General features: G+C 48.1%; 4 protein-coding genes. All 4 read left to right on the plus strand.

What is annotated here, in order from left to right:
- On the plus strand, positions 1-721 hold a 721-nt coding region (locus tag QWF21_RS17890; protein ID WP_330089403.1), incomplete at its 5' end, for a hypothetical protein.
- An 8-nt stretch (positions 722-729) separates the two neighbouring features.
- Entirely contained in the window at positions 730-1,236 is a 507-nt protein-coding gene (locus tag QWF21_RS17895; protein WP_330089404.1) for a hypothetical protein, read from the plus strand.
- Complete coding sequence (locus tag QWF21_RS17900) at positions 1,233-1,760, plus strand: hypothetical protein (protein ID WP_330089405.1); 528 nt, start codon at positions 1,233-1,235, stop codon at positions 1,758-1,760. Before QWF21_RS17895 ends, QWF21_RS17900 begins: the two co-directional genes overlap by 4 nt.
- 343 nt (positions 1,761-2,103) lie before the next feature.
- A partial coding sequence (locus tag QWF21_RS17905; protein ID WP_330089406.1) for a hypothetical protein occupies positions 2,104-2,388 on the plus strand: 285 nt, incomplete at its 3' end.

Below are 2,388 nucleotides of genomic sequence, written 5' to 3' on the forward strand. Positions count from 1 at the left end.
CCCAATCAGCCCGGCCAGTGCCACCCAAAAGGCTTCGGGGACGAACTATGTGTGGGCAGCTCCCAAAGAGCCTGTGACCCAGTATGTGTGGGCGGCGCAAAGTGAAGAGGAGTGTCGGGAGTGGGGCATTCACGAAGAGTTTAGCCTTCGAATTCAGGTATCCCCTTTGATCAGCAGCGAAAAAACGTTGTTTGATGATAGAATTACAACAGCACTGCCGCGATTGGCTGAGCTGATTACCGCGCTATCGGCTGATGCCGCGACCTTAACTGCTGAACAAAGAGCCTTACGAGACAGGATAGCATTACTCTACGGTTTGCATGGAAGTAGTGATCCGCTTTTTGGTTTTTTGCAAAGTACCTTGTTACCCAATATGCGGGCGATTGAAGCAGAGTTGAAACATGCAAGGGAGGATTCCTCCAAGGTATTCAGGGCCAGCGCAAAAAATATTAAGGGTGGTTATTATAGACTGAATGGCAATATTTATCTGACAGAAGACTTTTGGAAAGATAACCCTAAAGAGCAAGCATTAACCATAGTGCATGAGTATGCGCATAAGGTGGGGATGGATCACAAAGAGGGGTTCACACGAGCTCATGTTGAGAGAGATCGGGTTTTGGTGTTTTATATGGGTTTTGGGGATCCTGGGCGTAAGGCTGCATTGAAAGATAATATTGACGAACTCTATTTTTTAGAAGAGTTGTTAGCTCGGGAATGGTAGGAGGTCAGATGCGACTTTGGTATCTATTACTGCTGGTGTTTGCGCCTTTGGTGGCGGCCAATAATGACGTTGCGCCAGCACTGGATAATATTGTTGCTGTGGAGCTGGAGTTCACCTGCCAGCGGCCTTATGTAGCGACTGTACGTTTTTACAACCGCATTCATGAACCGCTACGGGGGCGACTTATACGAGTTGACCCAGCAGGTTATTGGAATTCTTATGAATTTAAGATTGACACACATAACGGACGTGCGAGGCGGGATAGGGTTAATAGTATCCATTATGAAAACCGGGTGCTGGAGGATATTTACGTAGTGCTGCCAGCGGGCGGGGTTTTACAAAGCATTATTAACCTGGATGAGCAATTTATTATCCCAAAAGATGGGTTTAGCGGTATTCGGTTTAGTAGCTATTGGGAGGATGTCCAATTTGCGGATGGTAGTACGCGTTGGATAAGATTGGAGTCAGATTTCATGAAGTTTGAAGACTACTGCATCAGGGAGCAAAACCAATGAAGCTGATATGGATACTGTGTTTGGTGTTTGGCTCTGCATCTGCATCTACAACAGCAGAGCGAACGTTGATTTATGCTTATTACCTGCCATCGACACTGAGCGTGCAGTGCGAGGAGCCAGGCAAGCGACTGATTGCCGAGGTAGAGGTGATGAATGCCACCCATATTGAAGCTAAAGAGCATCCGCAGTTTATTTCTAGCTTATGGCTACCGGCCCATAAGTTTGCCGAAGATGGCCGCTATGTCGTAAACCATTTTATTGTGCAGAACCAGGACGACAGTCTGGCGCTGTTTACTGGCCAGCAAAAATACCTGTATAGCTGGAATAAAGCCATGGACATGCTGGAACTGGCACCGGCTGAATCGGTGACTATTCGGGTGAATTTATACGATTACTTTGATATTCAGCCAGACAAGCTGAAGCGTATCAAGTTTGATTTATTTGGTGTGCGGGTACAAACACCCCGGACTCTGATAGAGCAGGATATTCAGTCGAACTGGGTGTATCTGCCACAGGGCTGCTAAGCATGCCCCACAGCGCATACAGCATGCGGCCAAATGCATTCCGTGTTTGGTCGGTGCTGTCTGATTAAAGTATCTATCTTCTTTTATGTGAATAAAAGTCTGCTTGAGAAAGGTGCTTTTCTAAACGGCAACCAACCAACACGTACAATTCAATAGTAGGGAGTAGCATATGTTCACAGCATTGCTGGTGGGCCATGCCATTTTGGATGATGGCTGATGCGCGATAAATTCAATTTTTATTTGCGTTTGGTTTTTATTATTATATCAAGCACTAATGACATGTTTCTTTTTTGGGGCTGGGTGCAGGGATTAAGAGGGCGTGCATTGGTTTTAGGCCAGGGGCATGACGGAATATGCGATTATCGTGGCGGTGGTGGCGATAAGCGCGATAACCGCTTTTAAGTATTTTGGTGGTGTACAGCGCAGCCTGGTAGCGGCGATAACGCAGGAATGGGCGGGCCAGGAAAGTGGCGGTACACTGGCTTTGGCGCAAAGCTACGCCAGCCGGGCACGCAATGCGGCCGGCCGGGATTTGGGACTGGGTGATTACTACGCCGGTGGTGGTAGCTTCGGCGGTGGCGGCATGTGCCCAATCAGCCCGGCCAGAGCCGCCAAAAAGGCTTCGGGA

The organism is Alkalimonas mucilaginosa, from assembly GCF_036327005.1.
Lineage (GTDB): Bacteria > Pseudomonadota > Gammaproteobacteria > Enterobacterales > Alteromonadaceae > Alkalimonas > Alkalimonas mucilaginosa.

Coding starts and splice junctions, on each gene's coding strand:
- QWF21_RS17895 (WP_330089404.1), top strand. CDS start 730: ATGCGACTTTGGTATCTATTACTGCTGGTGTTTGCGCCTTTGGTGGCG.
- QWF21_RS17900 (WP_330089405.1), top strand. CDS start 1,233: ATGAAGCTGATATGGATACTGTGTTTGGTGTTTGGCTCTGCATCTGCA.